Source organism: Micromonospora sp. NPDC049559, assembly GCF_040676675.1.
Lineage (GTDB): Bacteria > Actinomycetota > Actinomycetes > Mycobacteriales > Micromonosporaceae > JBFAPK01.
In genome coordinates this window covers 91577-115608 of sequence record NZ_JBFAPK010000019.1, presented here as the reverse complement: position 1 = coordinate 115608, position 24032 = coordinate 91577, and the positions used below count along the sequence as shown (strand labels likewise).

At 74.2% G+C, this 24032-nt stretch carries 23 protein-coding genes; 6 read left to right on the top strand and 17 right to left on the bottom strand.

Going from position 1 to position 24032, the window contains the following annotated elements; translation table 11 throughout:
- Positions 1–39 precede the first annotated feature (39 nt).
- Positions 40–606, bottom strand: a complete 567-nt coding sequence (locus AB0J86_RS21170) for a carboxymuconolactone decarboxylase family protein (protein WP_363859274.1) — start codon at positions 604–606, stop codon at positions 40–42.
- A gap of 188 nt (positions 607–794) precedes the next feature.
- On the opposite strand from AB0J86_RS21170, the gene AB0J86_RS21165 reads away from it, so the two are divergent.
- A complete protein-coding gene (locus tag AB0J86_RS21165) occupies positions 795–1277 on the top strand; it encodes a MarR family winged helix-turn-helix transcriptional regulator (RefSeq protein ID WP_363859273.1) in 483 nt (160 codons plus the stop codon).
- A 76-nt stretch (positions 1278–1353) separates the two neighbouring features.
- Here the strand turns inward: AB0J86_RS21165 and AB0J86_RS21160 are convergent, their stop codons facing one another.
- From AB0J86_RS21160 to AB0J86_RS21120, 9 genes are all read right to left on the bottom strand, one after another.
- A complete protein-coding gene (locus AB0J86_RS21160; protein WP_363859272.1) occupies positions 1354–2139 on the bottom strand; it encodes a hypothetical protein in 786 nt (261 codons plus the stop codon).
- A gap of 36 nt (positions 2140–2175) precedes the next feature.
- Positions 2176–3039, bottom strand: coding sequence for a PspA/IM30 family protein (locus AB0J86_RS21155; RefSeq protein ID WP_363859271.1), 864 nt, complete (start codon positions 3037–3039; stop codon positions 2176–2178).
- A gap of 212 nt (positions 3040–3251) precedes the next feature.
- Complete coding sequence (locus AB0J86_RS21150; RefSeq protein ID WP_363859270.1) at positions 3252–3815, bottom strand: helix-turn-helix transcriptional regulator; 564 nt, start codon at positions 3813–3815, stop codon at positions 3252–3254.
- 256 nt (positions 3816–4071) lie between these two features.
- Complete coding sequence (locus tag AB0J86_RS21145; protein ID WP_363859269.1) at positions 4072–4602, bottom strand: CinA family protein; 531 nt, start codon at positions 4600–4602, stop codon at positions 4072–4074.
- Between the two features lie 200 nt (positions 4603–4802).
- Positions 4803–5396 (bottom strand): CDP-diacylglycerol--glycerol-3-phosphate 3-phosphatidyltransferase, encoded by a 594-nt coding sequence (gene pgsA / locus AB0J86_RS21140; RefSeq protein ID WP_363859268.1) that lies wholly within the window; start codon positions 5394–5396, stop codon positions 4803–4805.
- Between the two features lie 51 nt (positions 5397–5447).
- Positions 5448–6941, bottom strand: a complete 1494-nt coding sequence (gene rimO, locus AB0J86_RS21135) for a 30S ribosomal protein S12 methylthiotransferase RimO (RefSeq protein WP_363859267.1) — start codon at positions 6939–6941, stop codon at positions 5448–5450.
- A gap of 112 nt (positions 6942–7053) precedes the next feature.
- Positions 7054–7974 (bottom strand): ornithine cyclodeaminase family protein, encoded by a 921-nt coding sequence (locus tag AB0J86_RS21130; protein ID WP_363859266.1) that lies wholly within the window; start codon positions 7972–7974, stop codon positions 7054–7056.
- Positions 7975–8077: 103 nt separating this feature from the next.
- Positions 8078–8554 (bottom strand): DUF3291 domain-containing protein, encoded by a 477-nt coding sequence (locus AB0J86_RS21125; RefSeq protein ID WP_363859265.1) that lies wholly within the window; start codon positions 8552–8554, stop codon positions 8078–8080.
- A gap of 33 nt (positions 8555–8587) precedes the next feature.
- Positions 8588–9277, bottom strand: coding sequence for a transcriptional regulator (locus tag AB0J86_RS21120; RefSeq protein ID WP_363859264.1), 690 nt, complete (start codon positions 9275–9277; stop codon positions 8588–8590).
- Positions 9278–9456: 179 nt separating this feature from the next.
- On the opposite strand from AB0J86_RS21120, the gene AB0J86_RS21115 reads away from it, so the two are divergent.
- Positions 9457–10374 carry a hypothetical protein gene (locus AB0J86_RS21115; RefSeq protein ID WP_363859263.1) on the top strand — a complete coding sequence of 306 codons (918 nt, stop codon included), beginning with the start codon at positions 9457–9459 and terminating at the stop codon, positions 10372–10374.
- A gap of 29 nt (positions 10375–10403) precedes the next feature.
- Here AB0J86_RS21115 and AB0J86_RS21110 read toward each other — a convergent pair whose 3' ends face one another.
- A complete protein-coding gene (locus tag AB0J86_RS21110; protein WP_363859262.1) occupies positions 10404–11138 on the bottom strand; it encodes a hypothetical protein in 735 nt (244 codons plus the stop codon).
- A 165-nt stretch (positions 11139–11303) separates the two neighbouring features.
- The gene (locus AB0J86_RS21105) at positions 11304–13796 is read right to left on the bottom strand and encodes a DNA translocase FtsK (RefSeq protein ID WP_363859261.1); all 2493 of its coding nucleotides are present in this window, start codon (positions 13794–13796) and stop codon (positions 11304–11306) included.
- Positions 13797–13913: 117 nt separating this feature from the next.
- Here AB0J86_RS21105 and AB0J86_RS21100 point away from each other — a divergent pair, with 117 nt between their 5' ends.
- From AB0J86_RS21100 to AB0J86_RS21085, 4 genes are all read left to right on the top strand, one after another.
- The gene (locus AB0J86_RS21100) at positions 13914–14384 is read left to right on the top strand and encodes a YbjN domain-containing protein (RefSeq protein WP_363859260.1); all 471 of its coding nucleotides are present in this window, start codon (positions 13914–13916) and stop codon (positions 14382–14384) included.
- 14 nt (positions 14385–14398) lie between these two features.
- Positions 14399–16276 carry an HSP90 family protein gene (locus tag AB0J86_RS21095; RefSeq protein WP_363859259.1) on the top strand — a complete coding sequence of 626 codons (1878 nt, stop codon included), beginning with the start codon at positions 14399–14401 and terminating at the stop codon, positions 16274–16276.
- Positions 16273–17874, top strand: a complete 1602-nt coding sequence (locus AB0J86_RS21090; protein WP_363859258.1) for a YbjN domain-containing protein — start codon at positions 16273–16275, stop codon at positions 17872–17874. The genes AB0J86_RS21095 and AB0J86_RS21090 overlap by 4 nt, the downstream gene beginning before the upstream one ends.
- Positions 17875–17985: 111 nt before the next feature.
- Complete coding sequence (locus AB0J86_RS21085; RefSeq protein ID WP_363859257.1) at positions 17986–18351, top strand: DUF2784 domain-containing protein; 366 nt, start codon at positions 17986–17988, stop codon at positions 18349–18351.
- 177 nt (positions 18352–18528) lie between these two features.
- Here the strand turns inward: AB0J86_RS21085 and AB0J86_RS21080 are convergent, their stop codons facing one another.
- The 5 genes from AB0J86_RS21080 to AB0J86_RS21060 form a co-directional block, all read right to left on the bottom strand.
- Positions 18529–20217, bottom strand: coding sequence for a ribonuclease J (locus AB0J86_RS21080; RefSeq protein ID WP_363859309.1), 1689 nt, complete (start codon positions 20215–20217; stop codon positions 18529–18531).
- A gap of 73 nt (positions 20218–20290) precedes the next feature.
- Positions 20291–21217, bottom strand: coding sequence for a 4-hydroxy-tetrahydrodipicolinate synthase (gene dapA, locus AB0J86_RS21075; RefSeq protein ID WP_363859256.1), 927 nt, complete (start codon positions 21215–21217; stop codon positions 20291–20293).
- Positions 21218–21263: 46 nt separating this feature from the next.
- Complete coding sequence (thyX, locus tag AB0J86_RS21070; RefSeq protein ID WP_363859255.1) at positions 21264–22016, bottom strand: FAD-dependent thymidylate synthase; 753 nt, start codon at positions 22014–22016, stop codon at positions 21264–21266.
- An 83-nt stretch (positions 22017–22099) separates the two neighbouring features.
- A complete protein-coding gene (locus AB0J86_RS21065) occupies positions 22100–22678 on the bottom strand; it encodes a DUF2752 domain-containing protein (RefSeq protein WP_363859254.1) in 579 nt (192 codons plus the stop codon).
- 26 nt (positions 22679–22704) lie between these two features.
- Positions 22705–23934 (bottom strand): crosslink repair DNA glycosylase YcaQ family protein, encoded by a 1230-nt coding sequence (locus AB0J86_RS21060; RefSeq protein WP_363859253.1) that lies wholly within the window; start codon positions 23932–23934, stop codon positions 22705–22707.
- Between the last annotated feature and the right edge of the window lie 98 nt (positions 23935–24032).

The window sequence follows — 24032 nt, the reverse complement described above, 5'->3', positions numbered from 1 at the left end:
GGGTGTCGCCGCCCGCCGGGATGTCGCCGCCCACGGTGCTCAGGCCGCCGCCGGCTCCGGCCAGGCGTACGCGGCCAGCGGCGGGTCGAGCGGCGCCCGGGTGAGCCGGTTGGCCAGGGTCGACATCGTGTACACGCCGATTCCGAGGACGACCTCGAGGGCGTTGCGGCGCGTGAACCCGTGGGCCAGGAATGCCTCCAGCGACTCGTCCGGTACCGCGCCGGCGTCCGCCAGCACCTCCAGCGTGAAGCGCTGTACCGCCGCCAGCCGTTGATCGGCCAGCGGTCGCTGTTCCCGCAACGCCTCGACGAGCTCGGCCGGTACGCCCAGCGCGGCGAGCCGGGCGGTGTGGATGGCCACGCAGAGGTGGCAGCGGTTCCGGGTCGCGATCGTGAGCACGAGCACCTCCCGGGCGACCGGGTCCAGCGTGCTGGCCTCGAAGAGCGCGTTGCCCCTGAGGAAGCCCTCCAGCAGCTCCGGCGCCTCGGCCATCCGGGCGACCGCCGTCGGCAGGTACCCGAAGTGCTTGGTCGTGGCGCGCATCGAGGCGCGCGCCGCCTCGGGGGCGGACTCGACGGTGTGGTCGGCGAATACGGTCTGGGACATGGTTTCTCCGTACCCGGCGCGGCCAGCGGTGTGGACCGCCCCGCCGCGCCGTAGAATCGACAACGTGGTTGTCCGTACAGTAAACGTGGTTGTCGAATTTGGCAATGATCGAGCCGGCGGCGTCGCCGGAGCCCGCGGGTGTGCCGGAGTCGGCCGCGCCGGGCGCGGCAACCGCCGGGTCGGCGGCGATGACTGAACCGGCCGGCGTTCGGGACGCTCCCGGCTACGAGCTGCCGCTGCTGCTGCTCGCCAACTTCCGTGCCCTCATCGACCAGTTGCACGCCGAGCTGGCGGACCGGGGACACCCCGAGATGCGCCCCGCCCACGGCTTCGCGATGCAGGCGATCGGCCGCGACGGCACCACCGCCACCGAACTCGGCCGCCGCCTCGGCGTCTCCAAGCAGGCCGCCGGCAAGACGGTGGAACGGCTGGAACGCCTCGGCTACGTCGAACGGGTCGACGACGCGCACGACGCCCGGCGCAAGCTGGTCCGGCTCACGCCGCGCGGGATCGACGCGCTCGCCCAGTCGGCGGCGATCTTCGACGACCTGCGGGCCGGCTGGGCCGCGCGGCTCGGGCCGCAGCGACTACGCGAACTGGAGGCGGCGTTGCGCACCATGGCCCCGGAACGCGGGCTCAGCTTCGACATGGCCGCCTGGTTCGGCGCCTGACGGACGCGCGGCTGCCGGGCGGACAGCCCTTCGCCGCGTCAGGCTCCGGCACGCGGCGGACCTACGCCCCGGAAGCTCAGTTCGGCGCCCGCATCGGGCGGTTCGGGGCACGCAGCTCGGCCAGGCCGGTGGCGATGCCGTGCAGCAGCTCGGTCGCGTCGGTGAGGCGGGAGACGGCCGGGTGCTCGCCGCCGTGGCCCTGGCCGTCCTCGGCGACGTAGCCGGCCGCGGCGGCGACCAGCTGCTCGTACGCGGCCACGCCCTGGTCGAGCTGCGCGACCAGGCTGCCGTGGGCCTGCTCCAGCGGGGCTCGGGAGTCGGGTGGGGCGAGCCGCAGCCCCCGCTCCACCGACGCCACCCGTTCGGCGAGGTCCCGCAGCGAGTGCTCGGCCACCGCCGCCTCCAGCACCGCCGGGTCGGCCGGGCCGGTCAACCGGTTGGCGAGCCCGGCCAGGGTGAGCGAGGCCTTGTCGAGCCGCGTCCACGGGCCGGCCGCGGCGGTACCGCGCAGCGCGAACCGGGCGCGCTGCCGGCGTACCTCGGCCACCGCCTCCTTGCCGGCCGGCAGGCTCTCGACCGCGTTGACCAGCCGCGCCCGGGTCCGCTCGGCGCTGCGGGCCGGGTCGGGGGGCGGTGGCGCCGGTCGCGCGGCCAGCGCCCGCAGGTCGGACCAGCGCCACAGGGCCAGCGCGGTACTGGCGCCGGCGGCGCCCGCCCAGAGCGCGTCGGGCAGCCCCAGCCCCGCGTACGGGGTCAGCACCGCTGCCGCGCCGCCCAGGCCGCCGGCGAGCACGCTCCAGCGGCGGGCCGAGCGGCGCAGCTTGCGCAGCCGGCGGAAGTGTCGGGCTCGCGGGTCTGCCATGGGTGCCCTCCGGGGAGCGGCCGGACCGGAAAACGCCTAGCCGGCGGCGCTGGCGTCGCCGGTGCTCTTCTCCTTGGCCAACGAGGCCCTGATCTCGTCCAGCCGGGCGACGCTGGCGCTGTCGGCCCCGGCCGAGGTGGGCTCGGCCGCCGGCTGCGCCGGCGCCGCCGCGAGCTTCTCGCCGGCCATGCTCGCGCGGATCTGCTCCAGCCGGGACGAGCCGGCCAGGTCGAGAGTGGACTTCTGAATCTCCAGCATCCGCCCCTCGACGGAGTTGCTGGCCAGCTCGGCGCGGCCCATCGCGGTCGCGTACCGCCGCTCGATCTTCTCCCGTACCTCGTCGAGCGAGGGGGTGTTGCCGGGCGCGGCCACCGCGGACATCGACTCCAGCGAGCGGGCCACGCTCTCCTGCATCTTGGCCTGTTCGAGCTGGCTGAGGAGCTTCGTGCGCTCGGCCAACTTCTGCTGGAGGATCATGGAGTTGTTCTCCACGGCCCGGCGGGCCTGCGCGGCGGCGCCGAGCGCCTGGTCGTGCAGGGTCTTGAGGTCCTCGGTCGACTGCTCGGCCGCGACCAGCTGGGTCGCCAGGGTCTGCGCGGTCTGCTCGTACTTGGTGGCCTCGGCCTCGTCCCCGGCTGCGCGCGACCGGTCCGCGAGCACCAGCGCCTGGCGCGCCATCGCCTGGAGCCGCTCGACCTCCGACATCTGGCGGGAGAGCCGCATCTCCAGCTGGCGCTGGTTGCCGATCACGGCGGCGGCCTGCTGTACGAGCGCCTGGTGCTGGCGCTGGGCCTCCTCGATCGCCTGCTGGATCTGCACCTTGGGATCGGCGTTCTCATCGATCGCGGCGCCGAAGCGCGCCATCAGGTACTTCCAACCCTTGACGAACGGGTTCGCCATCTCCCCGGTATCCCCTCAGTGTCAGCGCGCCGGCCGCGCCACGCGGCGGCGCTTCCATGGTCGCAGTCCGGCGCCAACCGGACCCGGGACCTCAGGGGATCCGTGCCGGAGCTGCCACCCGGTGACCAACCCTACGCCGGCCCGCCGGCCGCCAGCCAGCGCCGACGTCCCCGCCCGGGCGGGCCCGGACGCGGAAGAGGCCGCCAGCGGCGTCAGGCCACGCAGACCACGTCGCGGTTGCGGTCGGTGTCGGTGGGGCGGACCAGGCGGGTCGTCCGCAGGGTCGCCTTGAGCGGGGAGTCCTGCCGTACGGAGACCGCGACCTTGCCGTCGGTCGCCACCCGGTGCAGGTTGGCCGCCGCCTTCTGGGGCGACGCGTCGGTCCGCGCGGCGGGCTGCTCGACGGCGTCGGCGGCGCCGCCACCGCCCGCACCGGCCAGCGCCGGCACCCTCGACTCCCGCTCGCTCGCCCCCCGGGCCGCGCCGCGCGCCGCGAGCCGCTCCGGCGCGCCGTCCGGCGTCACCAGCACGTCCGGCATCTGCTCGGCCAGCGCCACCGTGTCGCTGACCTCGCGCAGCAGCTCCGAGAGCCGAGCACCCAGCGCGTCGCAGATGGCCGCGAGCAGTTCGCTCGACGGCTCCTTCTGCCCGCGCTCGATCTCCGAGAGGTATCCCAGGCTGACGTTCGCCGCGGAGGAGACCTCGCGCAGAGTGCGGTGCTGCCCCTGTCTGCGGGCTCGCAACGCGTCACCGATCACCCGGCGTAGCAGGACCATGCGCACCTCCCCCTCCCGGAACGATCCAACCTCCGGGAATCGCCGTGGTCCCCGCCGTACCGGCCGGAGCCGATCACCCGGGGACCACGAAGCCTTCCCGCAACCGTACCCGTTGCGAGCCCGGACGACATCCCACCCGAGCCGGGAATCCGGCCGGGTGGCCCCGGGGTGACCCCGGTCACCCGGGCCGGGCGCCTCCCGCGCCGTCCGCGGGTCCCGCCGGCCGGGGGTGCCGACCGGCGGCACGGGGCGCCGGTCAGCGGTGGTTGCTCGGCACGGCCGGCGGGGCGGCGTGGATCCGGTCGGCGACCAGGCGCAGCGCCGCCAGGGCGGCGCCGGTGCGGACCGCCTCCCGTCCGCCGGAGAACTCCGCCCGCCGTACCTCGCTACCGGTCGGGCCGGCGACCGCCACGAAGACCAGCCCCACCGGCTTGCCGCCCTGCGGTTCCGGGCCGGCCACCCCGGTGGTGGCTAGGCACCAGTCGGCGCGGCAGCGTTCCCGCCCGCCCTCGGCGAGGGCGATCGCCACGTCCGGGTCCACCGGGCCCCGGGCGGCGAGCAGGTCCTCCGGTACGCCCGCCAGGGACGCCTTAAGCTCGGTCGCGTAGACCACCAGCCCGCCCTGGAAGACGCTGCTCACCCCGGCAATGTCGACGATCGTGCCGGCCACCAGCCCGCCGGTGAGCGACTCCACCGTCGCCAGCGTCTCGCCCCGCTCGGAGAGCGCGTGCACCACCGCCGCGGCCGGGCTGCCGAGCTGCTCGCCGCGGGAAACCTCGCCTTCCATCACACCGTCCCCTCACCACGCCGTCCGGCGTCACGCCGGACGGTACGTCCAACGACCATGCCGCGGGCCCGGCGCGCGTACCCGGTCCGGGGCGGCACCCACCCGGTCCGGGGCGGTACGCCTCGGGCGGAGCCAACCTCCGCGCCGGGCGGCGAGCCTCGGGCGGGCCGGACTCCCGCGATTCCCGCACCGGGGCGGCGTCAGCCCGCCCGGCGGCGCAGGCGCAGCGCGCGCACCACGTAGTCGAAACCGGTGACGGCGGTCACCAGGACCGCCACGCCCATGATCCAGAGGCCGACGTCCGCCAGGACGTCGGGCAGCGGCCAGAGGTACCAGACGATCGCGACGATCTGGAGCGCCGTCTTGATCTTGCCGCCCCGGCTGGCCGCGATCACGCCGTACCGGATCACCCAGAACCGGATCGCGGTCACGCCGAACTCGCGTACCAGGATCACCACCGTGATCCACCAGGGTAGCCGGTCGTACCAGGAGAGCAGCACCAACGCCGCGCCCGTGAGCGCCTTGTCCGCGATCGGGTCGGCGACCTTGCCGAACGAGGTGACCAGCTTGAACCGGCGGGCGATCCAGCCGTCGGCCAGGTCCGTCGCCGAGGCGAAGACGAAGGTCAGGCAGGCGGCTACCCGCCAGCCGAAATGCGTCATTCCGGACGCGACGACCGTACCGACGAAGACCGGTACCAGGACGAACCGCAGCGCCGTGAGCGCGTTGGCGGCATTGACGAGGGGCACCCGCCCGATCGAGGCGGCCGGCGGACGGTCGGTCGCCTTCGTCACCGGATCACCTCGCCCCACCCGCGCACGTCCCGCTCACGCCCTCGGCCCCGCTCACGCCGCTGCCGAGATCATCTCAACCGGTACGGCGAGCAGGTCGACGCCCTCGGTACCGGTCACCGTGGCCCGCACCAGGTCGCCCGGGCGCAGCGCGGCGAGGTCGACGCCGCCCGTGACCGGCGCCACCAGCGTGGTCGACCCGTCCACCTCGGGCGCCTGGTGGGCCGCGCGCCCCTCCACCACGCCGCCGTCGACCGAGTCGACCAGCACCTCCACGGTCGAGCCGACCCGCTCCTCGGCCCGCTGCGAGCAGAGCTCGTCGGCGAGCGCGCTGATCCGGTCGTACCGCCGCTTCACGGTCGCCGCCGAGACCTTGCCGTCCATCCCGGCGGCCTCGGTGCCGTCCTCGTCGCTGTAGTCGAAGACGCCGATCGCGTCGAGCCGCGCCGCCGAGAGGAACCGGACCAGCTCCTCCACGTCGCGCCGGGTCTCGCCGGGGAAGCCGACGATGAAGTTGCTCCGCGCCCCCGCCTCGGGAGCCAGCTCACGGGCGGAGGCCAGCAGGTCCAGGAAACGCTCGGTCGAGCCGAACCGGCGCATCCGGCGCAGCACCGGCTCGGACGAGTGCTGGAACGACAGGTCGAAGTAGGGCGCCACGCCGGGCGTGGTGGCGATCGCCTCGACCAGCCCCGGCCGGGTCTCCGCCGGCTGGAGGTAGCTCACCCGCACCCGGACGATCCCGGTGACGGCGGCGAGCTGCGGCAGCAGCTTCTCCAGCGCCCGGGGGTCGCCCAGGTCCTTGCCGTAGGAGGTCGAGTTCTCGCTGACCAGCACCAGCTCGCGTACGCCCGTCTTGGCCAGCCACTCGGCCTCCGCGAGCAGCTCGTCCGGGGTACGCGAGACGAAGGCGCCGCGGAAGGCCGGGATGGCGCAGAACGCGCAGCGCCGGTCACAGCCGCTGGCGAGCTTGAGCGAGGCGACCGGGCCGGACTCCAGTCGCCGGCGCAGCACCGGCCGCAGGTGCGCCGGGGTGTGCTCGTCGGCCGCCAGCTCGCCGCGGGCGGGAGCGCCGCCGTGGCCCGGGAGCACGACGTGCTGCGCGCCGTCGCGCCGCGCCACGGGCGTCAGCGGCAGGAGTTCCCGCCGGTCGCGGGGGCGGTGCGCGTCGATCCGCTCGCCGGCCAGCACCGCGCCGAGCCGCGCGGAGATCTCCGGGTAGTCGTCGAAGCCGAGCACCGCCTGCGCCTCGGGCAGGCTGTCGGCCAACTCCCGGCCGTACCGCTCGGCCATGCAGCCCGCCGCCACCACCTTGGCGCCCGTGTCCGCGGCGGCGAGCAGCGTCTGGATCGAATCCTGCTTGGCCTTCTCCACGAAGCCGCAGGTGTTGACCAGGACCACGTCGGCGCCCTCGCCGTCGGTGCTCACCTGCCAGCCGTCGGCGTGCAGCCGGGCGGCCAGTTCCTCCGAGTCGACCTCGTTGCGGGCACAGCCGAGGGTCAACAGGGCGACGCGGCGGCCATCGGCCGAGGGGGTGGAGGTTCCAGACACCCCCCGAGGGTACCGGGCGCCACCGACCGTCCCGCCGACGCGGGGGCGCGGCCGTCCCGCGTCCGCCGTCCGCCGGGCCGACCGGGCGCGGGCGCGGCGACGGCCGGCGAGGTCAGCCGCGTACCGCCACCCGGGTGAGCGCGTCGAGGAGGAAGACCTCGGTGCCGGCCAGCCCGACCGAGCAGAAGAGGCTCACCTGGTCGGCGTCGGCGCGCCCGGGCAGCTCGCCGGCGAGCACGGCGCCGAGTGAGCACAACCGCCCGGCGTACGGGCCGACGGCCGCGAGCATCGGCGGCTCGTACGCCCGCGCCTGGGCCGGCGAGTCGGTGACCAGCAGCCCGGCCCGGTCGAGCAGGTCCGGCCCGAACTCGGTCCGCCCGTGCTGCTTGAAGCCGACCGCGTTGACGTGGGTGCCCGGCGCCAGGTCCGCCGCGCGGATCACCGGCTCGGGGCTGGTGGTGGCGAGCACCACGACGTCCCGGTCGCGCACCGCCGCGCCGGCGTCGCCGACCGCGCGGGCGGGCACGCCCAGCTCGGCCCGGACCCGCTCGGCGAAGCGCTCCCGGGCGGCCGGCGTACGGGCGAAGACGCTGACCTCGCGCAGGGGCCGTACCGCCGCCGCGGCCCAGACCTGCGTCCAGGCCTGCCGGCCGGCGCCGATCACGCCCACCGTGGCCGCGTCCGGGCGGGCCAGCGCGTCGACGGCGACCCCGCCGAGCGCCCCGGTACGCCGCGAGCCGATCTCCTCGCCGACCGCGACCGCGCGCACCCGCCCGGTACCGGCATCGTGCAGCACCACCAGTTGCTCGCCCTCGGCGTGGCCGAAGGTGTCGTAGGAGCGGAAGCCGTACCACTCGCCGGTCAGGTGGCCCGCCGTCAGCACCAGCCGGCCGCCGCCCAACGGCGCGGACGCGCGGGGCGGGGCGACCAGTTCCCCGGCGTGCGCCGCCAGCAGCGCGTTCCGCATCGCCACGACGGCGGTCGGGGCGTCCAGTCCGGCGGCGACCTCGGCATCGGTGATGAACAACGTCATTCCGGCATCCTGATACTTCAAGGATGCTTGAGGTCAAGCCCCGGTGAGCACCCACCGCCCCGCCGAGCGGGCCGGGCGGGGACAGGTCCGGCGCCTGGACCGGTCAGCGCCGGTCCGGGAGCGGCTGGTTCGGATCCTGGGCCGGGAAGGGCTGCCGGAGGGTGAAGGCCCCCGGCCCGGGGCCCTCGGCCGCGAGCAGTTCCCGGCGCTCGCGCGCCTCGGCGAGGGTCGGCAGCCGCCCCGCCGGGATCCACCAGAGCACCAGGCGCGGTTCGAGACCGTCAGGGTGGAACCACTCGCGCCGGCGGCGCAGCGACTCCAGGTGCGGGCTGCGGTAGACGTAGTCGCGCAGGGTGTCGACCGACTCCCAGACCGTGAGGTTGACCAGCACGTCCGGCCCGAAGGGACGCAGCCCGGTCGCGTCGGCGGCCTCCTCGTCCCGCAGCCGCCAGACGAAGCCGGGCGCGGTGTCGGCGATGCCGTTGAGCACGGGTAGGTCCGCGACGAAGTCGGCCAGCCGCGGATCGTCGAGGGGTGCCCGCAGCCGGGCGAGGTTGAGCTGGGCGAGGTGGAAGCGCATACGGCGCAGCAAATCACCCGGACGACACTAAAGTCAATCAGAATTGTTTTTAGATGTCCCGTCCGGCGGCTCGATCAGCACGCAGCAGTGACCCGGGATCGGGTCGAGCCGGGACCGCCAGTCGTCCCGGCCGGCGCCGGCCAGGACCCCCTCGATCAGCGCCAGGTTCATCCCGCAGACCAGCGGCGGAAACTGCTCGGCGAGCCGGTCGAAGGGGCAGTTGCGCAACCGGATGGCCGTACCGTCGGAAACCGGCTGGTAGCCCCGCTCGGCGAGCAGCCCCGGCACGTCGCCCGCGACCGCGTCGCCGGCGGCGGCGGCGGACGACTCTCCCGCCGCGCGGGCCACCCGGTACAGCGTCTCCTCGGCGCCGGCCCGCTCGACCGCCTCGGCGAGCAGTTCCGCGGCCGACCGGTAGGCGCGGGGTGGGACGGTCACGACGTGCTCGCCCGCCGCACGCCGGTACAGCTTCGCCGGCCGTCCCGCGCCCGGACCGGTACGCCCCGAGCGCCGCGCGTAGGAAACCGCCAGCAGCCCGGCGGCGACCAGCTTGTCGAGGTGGAAGGCGGCCAGGGTACGGCCCACGTCGAGGGCGGCCGCCACCTCGTCCCGCCCGACCGGCCCGCTGGCCGCCACCACCGCCTGGTACGCCGCCCGGCGCACCGGGTCGGCCAGCAGGGACACGGCGTCGAGGCCGCACTCCGGATGCACGCCGCTCGTCATCGCACCAGTCTATTGACCACCCACGTTGGCACTAGAACCTCCCGCCGCCCGCTCCGCATCGACCACGGACTCACGGCCGTCGCGGAAGCGGGGCGCCCGTTCCCCGCGTTCCGCCACAACTCCATGATCGACGTGGAGATCGTCCGCCGGGGGCGGGGCTGGCCTGCGATTCTGGGGCGGTGGAGCAGCAGCCGGCGTCCGAGGACGCGGACCAGCGCGAGACCGCCCGGGGCCGGTCGGCGGAGCGCGAGGACGTGCTGCTCGACGTACCGGCGCTGAAGATCGAGCAGATCGAGCTGCAGGTCTCCAACCTGCGGGCACACGTCGCGCTCAACGCCGAGGTGCTCGACCTGCTCCGGCTCAACATCGGTGTCGACGCGGTCCTCGGCGAGGTGAGCCTGGACATCCGGGGCGTCGAGGCGCAGGCCCTGCTCAAGGTACGGCTCGACAACGTCGTACAGATCCTGGACCGGGTGCTGGCCACGATCGACCGGAACCCGGAGATCATCCACTCGCTCACCCGGGGCGCCGGCGCGGCGATCGAGCGGATCGGTCAGGGCACCGGAGCCGCCCTGCACCAGACTGCCCAGGGCGTCGGCACCGCCCTCGGCCAGGCCGGACAGGGCGTCGGCACCGTGCTGGGCCAGGGGGTGGAAGACCTGGTCGAGCGGGCCGGTCGGGGTACCGGAGACCTGACCCAGCAGGCGATCCAAGCCGAGCAGCAGGTGACCCACGCCGGGCAGCGGGCGGGGCAGGCGGCACAACGCACCGAGCAGGCGGCGCAACGCACCGAGCAGGCGGCGCAACGCACCGAGCGGGCGGCGGAGCGGGCCGAGCGGGCGGCGCAGCGGGGCGTCCAGAACGAACCCGGAGCACCGGGCAGGGCGCAATCAGGCAGGGCGCCAGGCGCGGAACCGGGCGGACCAGCCGGCCCCGGCGGACCGCAGGGCTCGCGGCAACCACCGCAACGCCCGCCGGAGCCGGAACCGGACCAGGAGCCGGACCAGCGCCGGAACGAGCCGGCCCCGCGACCCGAGCAGTCCCGCGACCGACGGGGCTACCGCGGTCTGCCCCGCCGCATCCGCCGCCGCTGGTAGCCGCACCCGGGCGCCGCCGGGTGGCCGCCTCAGTCGGCGCTCGCGACGACGGCGGCGTCCAGGCCACCGCCCTCGCCCGCCCGGCCGGGCCCGTCCCCCGCCGCCGGGCCCGGCGCGTCCTCCTGGAGCACCCGGCCCGACCGGATCTCACCCCGCCAGCCCCGTACCGCGTCCGGGTCGAGCAGCGTCTCCGTCATGACCCGGCGGACGAAGCGCAGCAGTCCGGCGCGTACCCGCCGCCGCACCGGCCCGCCCAGGTCGCCGCCCCGGCGGACGAGCCCGCGCGGGTCGAGCAGGGCGCGCGGGGAGAGGAGCCCGAGCGGGCGGTACGCCAGCACCACGAGGATGCGGGTCAGGTCCGGCGTGAGTTCGTGAAAGCTGACGGTGCCGTCCGCCACCCCCGGCTCGCCCCGCGAGCGCCAGACGACGCGCTCGTCCGGCACCTGTTCGAGGATGGCCACCTCCCACTCGCCCCGGGACCAGAAGACCGGGCCCCGGCCGCCGACCGCGCCCTCCGGCCCGTCGGGCCGGTCCGTACCCGGACGCGTCGCGAAGCCCGGGAACTCGTCGATCTGGGTCCACTGGTCGTAGGCGAGGCGTACCGGGACGCCCACGTCGACCTGGTCGACCACGTCCACGGACCCGACCGGACGCCACGGTCCGAGCAGCGGCGCGACCAGCCCGACGACCAGGTTCGGCAGCAGGCCGGCGAACGGGTTCGGGTCGACCGACTCCGTGTGCGGGCCGGCGGGCTCCCGCCTCATCCGCCGTACCCACCGGCGCGCGTGGAATGCATGGCGCCCCCCGTCGTACCGTGGCACCGCCCCCGCATCGGCGGCGCCGCCGTCTGGTTGCGAGTATCCGCAACCCGGCCCCGCCCGCGTGGCCGAACGCCGGATCCGCCCGACGGCGCCGACCCGTACCCGGGGTCAGCCGTCGCCGCGCAGCGGGGCCAGCGCCTCCTCCAGCTCGTCCGGCTTGACCAGGACGTCGCGCGCCTTCGACCCCTCGGAGGGCCCGACGATGCCCCGGGTCTCCATCAGGTCCATCAGCCGGCCCGCCTTGGCGAAGCCGACGCGCAGCTTGCGCTGGAGCATCGAGGTGGAGCCGAACTGCGAGGTCACCACCAGTTCGATCGCCTGTACCAGGAGGTCCAGGTCGTCGCCGATCTCCTCGTCGATCTTCTTCTTGGGGTCCTGCACCGGCGTCAGCACGTCCGGCCGGAACTCCGGTTCGCGCTGGTCCTTGCAGAACTTGACGATGTCGTTGATCTCGCCTTCGCTGACCCAGGCGCCCTGGATCCGGATCGGCTTCGAGGCACCCATCGGCAGGAAGAGCCCGTCGCCGCGGCCGATCAGCTTCTCCGCGCCGGGCTGGTCCAGGATGACCCGCGAGTCGGCCAGCGACGAGGTGGCGAAGGCCAGCCGGGACGGCACGTTCGCCTTGATCAGGCCGGTCACCACGTCGACCGAGGGGCGCTGGGTGGCGAGCACCAGGTGGATGCCGGCGGCCCGGGCCAGCTGGGTGATCCGGACGACCGAGTCCTCCACGTCGCGCGGCGCCACCATCATCAGGTCCGCCAGCTCGTCCACGATCACCAGCAGGTACGGGTACGGCCGGATCTCCCGCTCGCTGCCCGGCGGCGGTTTGATCTGGCCGGCGCGTACCTTCCGGTTGTAGTCGTCGATGTGCCGTACGCCGGCCGCGGCGAGGTCGTCGTACCGCATGTCCATCTCGCGGACGACCCACTCCAGCGAGTCGGCGGCCTTCTTCGGGTTGGTGACGATCGGGGTGACCAGGTGCGGGATCCCCTCGTAGCCGCTCATCTCGACCCGCTTCGGGTCGATCAGCAGCAGCCGCACCTCGTCCGGGGTGGCCCGGCTGAGGATGGAGACCAGCAGCGAGTTCAGGCACGAGGACTTGCCGGCGCCGGTGGCGCCCGCGATCAGGATGTGCGGCATCTTGGCCAGGTTGGCCACCACGTAGCCGCCCTCGATGTCCTTGCCGAGCGCCACCAGCATCGGGTGGTGGTCGCTGGCGGCGGCCCGGGACCGCAGCACGTCACCGAGGGCCACGTCCTCCCGGTCGGCGTTCGGGATCTCCACGCCGACCGCGCTCTTGCCCGGGATCGGGCTGAGGATGCGCACGTCCGGGGACTTGACCGCGTACGCGATGTTGCGGGAGAGCTGCGTGATCCGCTCCACCTTCACCCCGTGGCCGAGCTCCACCTCGTACCGGGTGACGGTCGGTCCACGGGTGAAGCCGGTCACCGCGGCGTCCACGTCGAACTGTTCGAAGACGCCGGTGAGCGCCGCGATCACCTCGTCGTTGACGCGGCTGCGGGACTTCGGCGCGCTGCCGGCGCGCAGCAGGTTGGCCGGGGGCAGCGTGTAGTCGCCGGCGAGGCCGGTGATGGCGAGCTGCTCGGCCCGGGTCGGCGCGGGCGAGTGGTCCGGCGGGCTGGGCGGCGGCTTGCGGGCCGCCGGCACCTTCGCGGGCGGCTTGCGCGGCAGCGGGATCGTCTCCTGGAGATCCAGGTCGTCGTCGTAGCCGTCGTCGTCCGCCCCGTCGCCCTCGGGCTCGGCGAGGGCGGCCTGGCGCCGCCGGGACGGCCGGCGGCGGGCCGGCGCGGCACCGGACTTCGCGACCGCCTCCTCCTCGTCGTCCTCGGTGTCGGGGCGGCCCAGCACGGCGCCGGCGAAGAGACCCAGCCGCTCCGGGATCTTGTTGATCGGGGTCGCGGTGACCACCAGCAGCCCGAAGAGCAGCAGCAGCACGAGCAGTGGTACGGCCACCCAGGAGCTGACGGCGTTCTTGAGGGTCTCCCCCACGCCCGCGCCGACCAGGCCGCCCGCGTAGTCGCGCTGCACGTTGTCGATCGGGTGCTGTCCGATGTGCAGCAGCGCGGCGGTGCCCACGATCAGCGCGGTCCAGCCGACCAGGCCCCGGCCGCGGTGCTCCTCCTCGCGCGGGGAGCGCATCAGCCGTACCGCGCCGATGGTCAGCAGCACCGGCAGCGCCGCGGCGACCGCGCCGAAGAAGAGCCGCACACTGTCGGCGACCCACCGGCCGAACGGCCCCGCGCCGGAGAACCAGATGGCGACGGCGGTCAGCAGCGCCAGGCCGAGCAGGAGCAGCCCGGCGCCGTCGCGTCGGTGCTCCGAGTCCAGCTCGCGGGCGGTCGCCGCCTGCCGTCCGGCGGCGCGCACCGCCCAACCGACGCCGTGCGCCAGTCCCATCCAGACCGCTCGCGCGCCCCGGCCCGCGTACACCGCGAGGCCCGTGCGCTGTGGACGGCGCGCGGGGGTGCGACCCCGCGCGGGCTGACGTCCCCGGCTCGGTTGCCGGGCACGGCTCGTCGCGGCACCGCGCGCGGACGACGCGCCGCGGCGCCGGCTCGCCTGAGAGGCACGGCCCGCCATAAGGTCATACGGTAGCGGCGCGGTCCAGCGAACACCCGCTTTTGCCGACCGTGTCCGGTACCGCCGCCATCGCCACCCGCACCATTGGTGATCTTCATCACCAGAAAGGGACGCCGCATGCCATCGCCGGGCTTCGAGGACACGTCGGACTCCCCCTCCGGCGAGGGGCGGTTGCGGACCCTGCAACCGCTCACCCACGACCTCATCGCGGCGACGCTGACCGCGCGGGGCTACACGTTCTACACCGACTCCGACGGCGACCTGGTCGGCAAGTGGGACGACAACCTGATCTACTTCTTCCGGCTCGGTACCGACGGCGACCTGCTCCAGGTCCGCACCCTGGCGGCGACCGAGTTCACCATCGACGACGTCCCCGCGCTGCACGCCTTCTGCAACTCCTGGAACCACGACCGGCTCTGGCCCAAGGCGTACGTGCACGTCAACGACGACGGCAGCGCCCGGGTCTGCGGCGAGGTGGTGGCCGACCTCGAACGCGGCGTCACCCCCGAGCAGCTCGACCAGCTGATCAGCTGCGGCATCTCGACCGGGTGCCAGATGTCCGACGCCGTCGCCGAGCTGCGGTCCTGAGGGGCGGAGTGTCCATGATGGAGCGTCGGTTCCAGGTCGACCTGCGCGGCGTCGTCGACCTGCTCAGCCACCACCTCTACGCCAGTCCCCGGGTCTACGCCCGCGAGCTGCTCCAGAACGCCAGCGACGCGATCACGGCGCGCCGGGCCGCCGACCCGGACGCGCCGGCCGGCCGGGTCCATGTCGAGCCGCTCCCCGACGGCGCGCTGCGCCTGCACGACAACGGGATCGGCCTGACCGAGCCCGAGGTGCACACCTTCCTGGCCAGCGTCGGGCGTACCTCCAAGCGCGACGAGCTGGGCTTCGCCCGGCAGGACTTCCTCGGCCAGTTCGGCATCGGGCTGCTCTCCTGCTTCATGGTGGCCGACGCCATCGAGGTGACGTCCCGCTCGGCCGCGGGCGGCCCGGCGGTGCGCTGGACCGGGTACGCCGACGGCCGCTACGAGGTGGCCGTGGACGACGACGCCCGCGCCGAGGTCGGCACCACCGTCACCCTGCGGCCCCGGGCCGGCGCCGAGCACTGGCTCGCCGCGGACCGGGTACGCGAGCTGGTCACCTCGTACGGGCACCTGCTCGACGCGGACGTGCGGCTCGGCGCGCCCGGCGCGGACGGCGTACGGCTGACCGAGCCGCTGGCGCCGTGGGAGGTCCCGTACGACGACCCGGCGGTACGCCGCGACGCCCTGCTCGACTACGGCGCCGGGCTGCTCGGCATCCGCCCGATGGACGTGATCGACCTGGCGGTACCGGAGGCGGGCCTGCGCGGCGTCGGCTTCGTCCTGCCCACGGCCGGCGCGGTCGGCGAGGGCGGGCAGCGGGTCTACCTCAAGCGGATGCTGCTCGCCGAGGACGCCCGGGGGCTCGTACCGGACTGGGCGTTCTTCGTCCGCTGCGTGGTGGACACCTCGATGCTGCGGCCGACCGCGAGCCGCGAGGCGCTCTACGCCGACGACCTGCTGGACCGGGTCCGCGAGTCGCTCGGCGAGCAGCTGCGCGACTGGCTGCTCGACCTGTCGGTCAACCACCCCGACCGGCTCGCCGCGTTCCTGCGGGTGCACCACCTGGGCGTCAAGGCCCTGGCGGTACGCGACGACGACATGCTGCGGCTCGTCGACGCCTGGCTGCCGTTCGAGACCAGCCGGGGCGCCATGCCGCTGCGGGTCTTCCGGCGCTCCGCGTCGGTGCTGCGCTACGTGGAGACCGTCGACGAGTTCCGGGCGCTCGCGGCGATCGCCAGCGGCGCGGGTACCCCGCTGGTCAACGCCGGCTACGCGTACGACACCGAGATCCTGGAGCGGCTGCCCCGGATCGACCCGCAGGTCACCGTACGGCGGCTGGACCCCGGCGAGCTGGGCGCCCGGCTCGAACGGCTCAGCCCCGCCCAGGAGGCCGAGGTGGCGCCGTTCCTGGCGGCGGCGGGTGCGGCCCTGGCCGAGCTGGACTGCGTGCCGCGGATCCGCCAGTTCGACCCGGTCACCGTCCCGGCGCTCTACCTGGCCAGCCGGGCGGCGCGCAGCCAGGACGCGGTGCGCCGGGACCTGGCCGGGGCCGACGAGCTCTGGTCGGACGTGCTCTCCGCGTTCGCCGAGGTGGAGGTCGAGCACCGCCCCGAGCTGGTCTTCAACTGGCGGCACCCGCTGATCCGCCGGATCGTCGCCACCCCCGGCGGCCCGGCCCTGCGGCACGCGGTGGAGGCGCTGTACGGTCAGGCTCTGCTCGCCGGGCACCACCCGCTGCGGGCGGTCGACACCGCCGCGTTGAACCGATCGTTCCTCGCCCTGCTGGACCGGGCCTTCACCGATCCGCCCACCCCGACCGGCTCCACCACCCCCACCCCGTCCACGGACGCGGCCAACCCGTCCACGGACATCCCCACCGAGGAGACCCCGTGAGCGACCCGCGAGGCAGCGGCATGACGAACCGGCAGGAGCTGGTGGACGCGCTGGCCGAGGCGCGGGACCTGCCGGACGGCGAAGGCAAGATCGCCGAGCTGGAGCGGATCGCCGCGCACGCGGACGCCGCCGGCGACGTACGGCTCGGCTTCGACGCGCGGTTCGAGCTGATCGAGGCGTACAACAACCACACCGAGCGGTGGCGGATGCTGCCGCCGTTCGGCTGGTGCCTGGCCGCCTTCGACCGCGACCCGTCGATGTTCGACGACTGGGACGCCGAGATGCTGCGCTGGTACCACAAGTGGGCCATCACCGCCCTGCGCAGCACCCCCCGGGTCGGGCTGGCCCAGACCCAGGCCGCCCTGGACGACCTGGAGCGGCGCTTCCGCGCCGGCGGACACAGCATGCAGGCGGTCTACAACCTGCGCTGCCGCATCGCCGACCACCTCGGCGACGAGGCCGCCGCCCGGGACTGGCTGGCGAAGTGGCGCACCGCCAAGCGCGACGAGAACAGCGACTGCGCCGGCTGCGACCCGTCCCGCCAGGCGGAGCTGCTCGCCGGTTGGGGCGAGTGGGCGGAGGCGGTACGGATCGTCGAGCCGGTGCTGCGGGGCAGCCAGGGCTGCACCGAGCAGCCCGAGAAGGCGCTGGTCACGGTGATGATGCCGTACCTGCGCCTGGGCCGCTACGACGAGGCCGCCCAGGCGCACGTCCGGGCGTACCGGCGGCACCGGCACGAGCGGGACGCGTTCCCGTACCTCGCCACGCACCTGCGCTTCTGCGCCCTGACCGGTAACCACGCGCACGGCCTGGACCTCCTCGCCGAGCACCTGGGCTGGCTGGACCGGCCCTTCGACGAGGCGTCGGCGATGGAGTTCGCGACCGCCGGGGCGCTGCTGTGCCGGCTCGCCACCGAGGCGGGACTGGGCGAGCGGATCATCCACCGCCCCGCGCACGAGCAGCGCCCCGCCGCCGAGCTGACCGTCGCCGCGCTCGGCGCCGACCTGCTCGCCGCCTCCCAGGACCTGGCCGGCCGCTTCGACGCGCGCAACGGCACCAGCCACCAGTCCGGGCGGATGGCCGCCTGGCTGGCCGAGCGTCCGGTCGACGAGACCGTACCGCTGCCCGAGCCGGCGCCGGCCCGCGCCTCCTCCCCGATGGGCGACGCCCCGGACGGCGGCCAGCCGGACGTGGTCGCCCCGCTGACCGTCGAGGCGATCGTGGCGGTGCTGATCGAGCGCGAGGACCGCTACATCGTCGACGAGGACGGCACCGTACGCGGCCGCTGGGGCGACGCCTTCGTCCAGTTCGAGCGGATGGGCGAGCGCGGTGAGATCCTGCACGCCCGGATCGTGGCGGCGCGGCGGCTCCCCACCGACCGCCTCACCGACGCGTACGAGTTCTGCAACTCCTGGAACCACGACCGGCCGATGCCGAAGGCGTACGTACACGACACCGGCGAGGGCGAGCTGATCCTGGCCGGCGACGTCACCACCGACCTGGAGCACGGGGTGACCGGCTCCCAGCTCGCCGTGCTGGTCAACACGACCCTGGCGACCGGGGCCGCCTTCGCCGCCGCGGTCGGCAGCCTGGCCTGAGCCCCCTTCGGCGACCCAGCCCGGTCGGCCGGCGCGATCGGCGACCGGGCTGGGTCCGCGTACCTAGGCGGCGCGGGCCCCGGGCTGCGTAGCCTGACCCCGGAGGGTGCGATGGGCTACCGGCTGTTGACCGCGGGCATCTTGGTGCTGCACTTCGGGTTCCTGCTCTACCTGGTGCTCGGCGGGTTCCTCGCCTGGCGCTGGCGGTGGAGCATCTGGCCGCACCTGGCGGCCGCCGGCTGGGGCGTGGTGATCGTCGCGAAGCTCTCCGACTGTCCCCTCACCTACGCCGAGTACTGGTCCCGGCGCCGGGCCGGCCAGACCGGACCGACCGAGGGCTTCATCGACCGGTACGTCGAGGGCGTGCTCTATCCCGAGCGCTACACCCTGCTGGTCCAGCTGCTCGTGGCGCTGTTGATCGTCACGTCCTGGACCGGCTTCCTCTACCGCCGCCACCGCCGCGCCCCCGCCACCTGACCCGTCCCCCTGCGGCCCGCCCGGCACCACGACCCCGCCCGACGCACGTCAGGCGCGAGGCACGGCAAGGTGGGGCCCACCGTGCCCGGCGAAGACATCAAGCGTGACGGGCTGAGCCGGGCATGGTGGGCCCCACCCCCAGCCCGACCCGCGAAACCACCGCCCAGCCCGACGGCCTCAGACCTCCACCACCGTAGGGACGATCATCGGCCGTCGCCGGTACGCGTCGTTGACCCAACGGCCGACGGTACGCCGGACGATCTGCTGGAGCTGGTGGGTGTCGGTGATGCCGTCGGTGGCGGCCCGGCTCAGCGCCTCGGTGATCAGCGGGATCACCGCGTTGAAGGCCTCGGGGTCCTCGGAGAAGCCCTTCGCGGAGACGGTCGGCCCGCCCACCACCTTGCCGGTGACCGAGTCGATGACCACGGTCGCCGAGATGAAGCCGCCGTCGCCGAGGATCCGCCGCTCGGTGAGGAGCGACTCGCCCACGTCGCCGACCGCGAGCCCGTCGACGTAGACGTACCGGCTCTTGACGTGCCCGACCAGCGTGGCCCGCCCCTCGACCAGGTCGACGACGTCGCCGTCCTCGCAGAGCACCACCCGGTCGGGCTCGACCCCGGACTCGATGCCGAGCCGGGCGTGCGCGCGCAGGTGGCGCCACTCGCCGTGCACCGGCAGCAGGTTGCTCGGCCGCACCACGTTGAGCAGGTAGAGCAGCTCACCGGCGGGGGCGTGCCCGGAGACGTGCACCTTCGCGACGTCCTTGTGGATGACGGTGGCGCCGGCCCGGGAGAGCTGGTTGATCACCCGGTAGACCGAGGTCTCGTTGCCCGGTACGAGCGAGCTGGCGAGGACCACGGTGTCGCCGGGCGCGACGGTGATGTGCCGGTGGTCGCCGGTGGCCATGCGGCCGAGGGCGCTCATCGGCTCGCCCTGCGAACCAGTGGACATCAGCACGATCCGGTCCGGCGGCAGGGCGGTCGCCTCGTCCAGCCCGACGACCAGGCCGGGCCGGATCCGCAGCAGGCCGAGGTCGCGGGCGATGCCCATGTTGCGCACCATCGACCGGCCGATGAAGGCGACCTTGCGGTCGTGCTCGTGCGCCGAGTCGAGCACCTGCTGCACGCGGTGCACGTGCGAGGCGAACGAGGCCACGATGATCCGACCCCGGGCCTTCGCGAAGGTCGAGTCGAGCACCGGACCGATCTCCCGTTCGGGCGTCACGAAACCGGGGATCTCGGCGTTGGTGGAGTCGGAGAGGAGCAGGTCCACGCCCTCGGCGCCGAGCCGGGCGAACCCGGCCAGGTCGGTGATCCGGCCGTCCAGCGGCAGCTGGTCCATCTTGAAGTCGCCGGTGTGCAACACCAGGCCGGCGGGGGTGCGGATGGCCACCGCGAGCGCGTCGGGGATCGAGTGGTTGACCGCGAAGAACTCGCACTCGAACGGGCCGAGCCGCTCCCGCCCGCCCTCGCGTACGGTCAGCGTGTAGGGCTCGATCCGCCGCTCGGCGAGCTTCGCCTCGACCAGGGCGAGGGTGAACTGCGAGCCGACCAGCGGGATGTCCGCCTTGTGGGCGAGCAGGTACGGCACCGCCCCGATGTGGTCCTCGTGCCCGTGGGTGAGCACGATCGCCTGCACGTCGTCGAGCCGGTCCAGGATCGGCGTGAAGTCGGGCAGGATCAGGTCGACGCCGGGCTGCTCGACGTCGGGGAAGAGCACCCCGCAGTCGACGACCAGCAGCTTCCCGTCGTACTCGTAGACGGTCATGTTGCGACCGATCGCACCCAGACCGCCGAGCGGGATGACCCGCAGGCCGCCCTCCGGCAGCGGCGGCGGCTCCGCCAGTTCCGTGTGCGATCCACTCACGCTCATGCCGCCGCCTCGCTCCGTTCCCCGCCGCCACAACCGATCAAACTACCGCCGTACCGGAGAGCTCCGCTCATGCCGGCAGTCCCAGGCCCGCCTCGGCGCAGTCGATCCGCAACTGCGCCAGCTCGTCGTCGGTGGCATCCACCAACGGCGGGCGGACCGGGCCGGCCGGCAGGCCGGAGGCCGCGAGCGCGGCCTTGACCAGGATGGTGCCCTGGGTACGGAAGATTCCAGTGAAGAGTGGCAGCAACCGGCGGTGCAGGGCAAGCGCTGCGCCGACATCGCCCCGGTCGTACGCCTCGATCATCCGCTTGGCGAGCGCCCCGGTGAAGTGGGTCGAGGTGCCGACCAGGCCGACTCCGCCGATGGCGAGCGTGGGGACGGTCAGCGCGTCGTCGCCGCTGTAGAAGGCGAGGTCGGTCCGGCTGGTCACCCAGGAGGTGGCGGTGAGGTCGCCCTTGGCGTCCTTGACCGCCACGATCCGCTCGTGCTCGGCGAGCCGTACCAGGGTCTCGGTGGCGATCGCCACGCCCGCCCGGTGCGGGATGTCGTAGAGCATCACCGGCAGGCCGCTCGCGTCCGCCACCGCGGTGAAATGCCGGACCAGCCCGGTTTGTGGCGGCTTGTTGTAGTACGGCGAGACCACCAGCAGCCCGTCCGCGCCGGCCTTCTCGGCCGCGGTGGCCAGCTCGATGGTGTGCCGCGTGTCGTTGGTGCCCACCCCGGCCACGACCCGCGCCCGGTCCCCGACCGCCTCGACCACGGCGCGTACCAGGCGTTCCTTCTCCGCGTCCGTGGTGGTCGGCGACTCACCGGTCGTACCGTTCACCACCAGCGCGTCGTTTCCCTGCTCGTCCACGAGGTACGTGGCGAGTTGGGCGGCACCGTCGAGGTCGAGGCCACCGTCCGGGGTGAAGGGCGTGATCATCGCCGTCAGCAGACGCCCGAAGGGCCGGGACAGGTCCCGTCCGGTCGCGGCAGCTCCGTCGTGGGTCATGCTGACAACCTAGCCGACGCCCATGGGCCGCCCGCCACGGAAGCCATCAGGACTGCTCGCCATGGGGACTGGTAGCGATCTCCGTACCGTCCGCCAGCGTCGAGATGGTGAAGTCGGCGAAGACGTTCGGGGCGACCCGCTGCAACTGCCGCAGGCACTCGATCGCCAGCTCGCGGATCTCGACGTCGGCCTGCTCGCTGGCGCGCATCGCCACGAAGTGCCGCCAGGCCCGGTAGTTGCCGGTGACCACGATCCGGGTCTCGGTGGCGTTGGGCAGCACCGCGCGGGCCGCCTGACGGGCCTGCTTGCGGCGCAGCGTGGGGCTCTCCACGTCCGCGAACCGCCGCTCCAGCCCCTCCAGCAACTCCGTGTACGCCCGCACGCTCGCCTCGGTCGCCTCGACGAAGCGCTTGTGCAGCTCGGGGTCCTCGGCGATGACCGCCGGCTCGACCATCGCGGCGTCCCGCTCCGGCACGTACCGCTGAGAGAGCTGGCTGTACGAGAAGTGCCGGTGCCGGATCAGCTCGTGCGTGAACGAGCGGGAGACCCCGGAGAAGTAGAAGGTCACGGTGCCGTGCTCCAGCACCGAGTAGTGCCCGACCTCCAGGATGTGCGCCAGGTAGCCCGCGTTGGTGGCGGTGGCCGGGTTCGGCTTGCGCCACGACTGGTAGCAGGCCCGGCCGGCGAACTCCGCGAGCGCCTGGCCGCCGTCGGCGTCGGTGGACCAGGGCACGTCGTCCGGCGCCTCGAAGTGGGTCCACGCGATCAGCTTGACCTGGGGCTGCACGAGTTGCGACATTCCTGGGACTGTAGTGGCAGGCCGCGCCCCTCCCAAGCGCGGGCACCGGCGCGTTGCCGGCGTCACGCGCGCCGCGCGGGGCCCTACACGTACAGCCAGGTGAACGGTGCCCAGGGCAGGTTGCGCAACACCGAGAAGGTCAGCCAGACGGCCAGGAAGACGCCGACCACCTTCGGGGTGACCCGCAGCTGCGGCAGCCGCCAGCCGAACGTGTGCGACAGCGCCCAGGCCACGTACAGGTAGATCAGGAACGGCAGCGCGAAGACGAAGACGACGTGGTGCCGCGCGGCCGCCGGCAGGTCGCCGTGCAGCACGTACCAGAGGGCGCGGGTGCCGCCACAGCCCGGGCAGTCCAGCCCGGTGGTGAGCTTCAGCAGGCAGGTCGGCATCGCGTCGGGGCTGGTCCTGGTCGGGTCGGCCAGCAGCGTGTAGCCGACCCCGGCGGCCATGCAGCCCAGCGCGGCGACCGGCGCCGCCCAGCGCGGCAGGCGGGCGTTGAGCCGGTTGACGAACCGGGTCAGCCGGTCCGGCTCGGCGTACTGGTAGTACGGTCCGCCCGCCGGCGGGTAGTAGTACTGGCCCGCGCCCGGTTCCTGGTGCTCGCGGTCCGGCGCGGTCGGGACGAAGGAACCCTCGGCAGCCGAACGCTCAACGCTCACCATCACGCCTCCACCTCGCCACGGTCACCTCACGGTACACCGGGCGCGCCGGCGAGCATCGCCGCGAGCGGGGCCGCGAGATCACCCGCCTCGGGCGGCGCCACGGCGCCCAACCCGAGCCAGCCGGCGAGCCGGTGCAGCTCCGCGGCGAGCCCCGCCGCCGTCTCCGTCACGTCCACGCCCGGCTCGACCCACGCGGCCGGCACCCGCAGCACGCCGGCCTTCCGGTCCGCCTTGAGGTCGACCCGGGCCGTGAAGCGATCCCCCTGCAGGTACGGCAGGACGTAGTAGCCGTGTACCCGCTGCGGCGCCGGCACGTAGATCTCGATCCGGTAGCTGAACCCGAAGAGCCGCTCGGCCCGGCCCCGCTCCCAGACCAGCGGGTCGAACGGGCTGACCAGCGTGCTCGCCCGGATCCAGCGCGGCAACCGCGCCTCGGCGTGCAGGTAGGCCGGACCCTTCCAGCCCCGCACCACCACCGGCCGCAGCTCGCCGGCCTCGACCAGTTCGGCGATGGCCGCCCGGGCGCCGGCGACGGGCAGCCGGAAGTAGTCGCGCAGCTCCGGCTCGGCCGCGACCCCGAGGGCGCGGGCGGCGACGGCGACCAGGGTCCGGTACGCCTCCGCGTCGCTGGGCGTCGGCGCGCCCAGCACCGCGGCGGGAAGCACCCGCTCGGGCACGTCGTAGAGGCGGGCGAACGCCGTGTTGCGGGCGGCGGCGGCGACCTCGCCGGACCAAAAGAGGAACTCCAGCGCCCGCTTGACCGCCGACCAGTTCCAGCCCCAGTTCTCCTTCTTGACGGGCGTGTCGTGCTCGATCTCGGCGGCCGTCAGCGGCCCGTTGGCGCGTACCTCGTCACGCACCCAGGCGACCAGCTCGGGCTGTTCCACCGCGATGCGGCGCATGCCGCCCCAGGCGTCGGTGTGCGCCGCCGCCATCCGCCAGCGCAGGGCCGGATGCAGCCCGACCGGCACCAGCGACGCCTCGTGCCCCCAGTACTCGAACAGCTCGCGGGGGCGCCGGTAGGCGGCCCGGTCCAGCAGCGCGGTCGGGTAGGGCCCGAGCCGGCTGTAGAGCGGCAGGTAGTGGGCGCGCTGGAGGACGTTGACCGAGTCCATCTGGATCAGGCCGATCCGGCCGAGCACCCGGCGCAGGTGGCGCAGCGTGGGCACGCCGGTCGGCGCCGGATCGGCGAAGCCCTGGGCGGCCAGCGCGATCCGGCGGGCCTGGGCGATCGTGAGCGACTCCGGAACGGTCATCGAACAGCACCCTAGTGGACCCGTACGACACGGCCCCCGCTCCTCCCCACCCCCGTCGATCAAGGAGTTCTGGCAGGGACAAAGAACCTCTACGGGGA

What these genes read in the sequence shown, in the direction of transcription:
- AB0J86_RS21125 (WP_363859265.1), bottom strand. Translation starts at nt 8,554, where the DNA reads ATGCGCTTCCACCTCGCCCAGCTCAACCTCGCCCGGCTGCGGGCACCC.
- AB0J86_RS21060 (WP_363859253.1), bottom strand. Translation starts at nt 23,934, where the DNA reads ATGACCGTTCCGGAGTCGCTCACGATCGCCCAGGCCCGCCGGATCGCG.
- AB0J86_RS21170 (WP_363859274.1), bottom strand. Translation starts at nt 606, where the DNA reads ATGTCCCAGACCGTATTCGCCGACCACACCGTCGAGTCCGCCCCCGAG.
- AB0J86_RS21130 (WP_363859266.1), bottom strand. Translation starts at nt 7,974, where the DNA reads ATGACGTTGTTCATCACCGATGCCGAGGTCGCCGCCGGACTGGACGCC.
- AB0J86_RS21095 (WP_363859259.1), top strand. Translation starts at nt 14,399, where the DNA reads ATGATGGAGCGTCGGTTCCAGGTCGACCTGCGCGGCGTCGTCGACCTG.
- dapA (WP_363859256.1), bottom strand. Translation starts at nt 21,217, where the DNA reads ATGACCCACGACGGAGCTGCCGCGACCGGACGGGACCTGTCCCGGCCC.
- AB0J86_RS21165 (WP_363859273.1), top strand. Translation starts at nt 795, where the DNA reads ATGACTGAACCGGCCGGCGTTCGGGACGCTCCCGGCTACGAGCTGCCG.
- AB0J86_RS21085 (WP_363859257.1), top strand. Translation starts at nt 17,986, where the DNA reads ATGGGCTACCGGCTGTTGACCGCGGGCATCTTGGTGCTGCACTTCGGG.
- AB0J86_RS21150 (WP_363859270.1), bottom strand. Translation starts at nt 3,815, where the DNA reads ATGGTCCTGCTACGCCGGGTGATCGGTGACGCGTTGCGAGCCCGCAGA.
- AB0J86_RS21160 (WP_363859272.1), bottom strand. Translation starts at nt 2,139, where the DNA reads ATGGCAGACCCGCGAGCCCGACACTTCCGCCGGCTGCGCAAGCTGCGC.
- AB0J86_RS21105 (WP_363859261.1), bottom strand. Translation starts at nt 13,796, where the DNA reads ATGGCGGGCCGTGCCTCTCAGGCGAGCCGGCGCCGCGGCGCGTCGTCC.
- AB0J86_RS21120 (WP_363859264.1), bottom strand. Translation starts at nt 9,277, where the DNA reads ATGACGAGCGGCGTGCATCCGGAGTGCGGCCTCGACGCCGTGTCCCTG.
- AB0J86_RS21100 (WP_363859260.1), top strand. Translation starts at nt 13,914, where the DNA reads ATGCCATCGCCGGGCTTCGAGGACACGTCGGACTCCCCCTCCGGCGAG.
- AB0J86_RS21145 (WP_363859269.1), bottom strand. Translation starts at nt 4,602, where the DNA reads ATGGAAGGCGAGGTTTCCCGCGGCGAGCAGCTCGGCAGCCCGGCCGCG.
- AB0J86_RS21065 (WP_363859254.1), bottom strand. Translation starts at nt 22,678, where the DNA reads ATGGTGAGCGTTGAGCGTTCGGCTGCCGAGGGTTCCTTCGTCCCGACC.
- AB0J86_RS21155 (WP_363859271.1), bottom strand. Translation starts at nt 3,039, where the DNA reads ATGGCGAACCCGTTCGTCAAGGGTTGGAAGTACCTGATGGCGCGCTTC.
- AB0J86_RS21110 (WP_363859262.1), bottom strand. Translation starts at nt 11,138, where the DNA reads ATGAGGCGGGAGCCCGCCGGCCCGCACACGGAGTCGGTCGACCCGAAC.
- thyX (WP_363859255.1), bottom strand. Translation starts at nt 22,016, where the DNA reads ATGTCGCAACTCGTGCAGCCCCAGGTCAAGCTGATCGCGTGGACCCAC.